The 954-nt window shown below is 70.4% G+C and carries 1 protein-coding gene and 1 pseudogene; both read left to right on the forward strand.

The window, feature by feature from the left end; translation table 11 throughout:
* Positions 1–184, forward strand: a pseudogene (locus tag EEJ42_RS31335) (hypothetical protein); the annotation flags it as partial.
* Between the two features lie 263 nt (positions 185–447).
* Positions 448–954: alanine dehydrogenase (locus EEJ42_RS31340; protein ID WP_425472991.1), on the forward strand; the 507-nt coding region annotated here is incomplete at its 3' end.

Genomic DNA, 954 nt, shown 5'->3' on the forward strand with positions numbered 1-954 from the left:
CGCCGCGGCCGCCTGCCGCCGGGCAGGGGACCTGGAGGGGCACGCGCGGGCGCTGAGCGGCACGGCGAAGGCCCAGGAGAAGACGGGGCGGTCGAAGGAGGCGCTGCGCTCATGGTCGGAGGCGGCCGCGGCGGCGCGCCGGGCCGACGAGTGGAGCAGGTCACAGCGCGGGGAGGACACATGACGCCGGAGGCCCGCGAACCCCGGGGATGAAGGGAGATCGCGAGTCGACCTACGAAATCAGTGGTGGTCTCGCGAAAGATTGAAGCAATGCAAGGCTAGACAGCACGACGTCCTTCATTACACTGGCTGTACCGCGATCGCAGCGGTGGTTTCCGGCATGCGGACCTCGTTCGTTTTGCCTGTCTATGGCCGGTCTCGGCCGGTCTATGACCGGTTGTGGCCGGTCAAGCCCTTAGTCCCCCCATATCAAGGACCGTGATCGACGTGAAGGTCGGTATCCCCCGCGAGGTCAAGAACAACGAGTTCCGTGTGGCCATCACCCCCGCCGGCGTGCACGAGCTGGTGCGCAATGGCCACGAGGTCTTCGTGGAGCAGGGCGCCGGTCTGGGCTCCTCCATCACCGATGAGGAGTACGTCGCCGCCGGCGCCGGGATCCTCGCCACCGCCGACGAGGTCTGGGCCACCGCCGACCTGCTGCTGAAGGTCAAGGAGCCGATCGCGGAGGAGTACCACCGGCTGCGCAAGGACCAGACGCTCTTCACCTACCTCCACCTCGCCGCGTCCCGCCCCTGCACCGACGCGCTGCTGGAGTCGGGCACCACCGCCATCGCGTACGAGACCGTCGAGGCGCCGAACCGCGCGTTGCCGCTGCTCGCCCCGATGTCCGAGGTCGCGGGCCGGATCGCGCCGCAGGTCGGCGCGTACCACCTGATGCGCTCGGCCGGCGGCCGCGGCGCGCTGCCCGGCGGCGTGCCCGGCGTGGCCGCGGCC

It is taken from the genome of Streptomyces botrytidirepellens (assembly GCF_003721215.1).
GTDB classification, from domain to species: Bacteria; Actinomycetota; Actinomycetes; order Streptomycetales; family Streptomycetaceae; genus Streptomyces; species Streptomyces himastatinicus.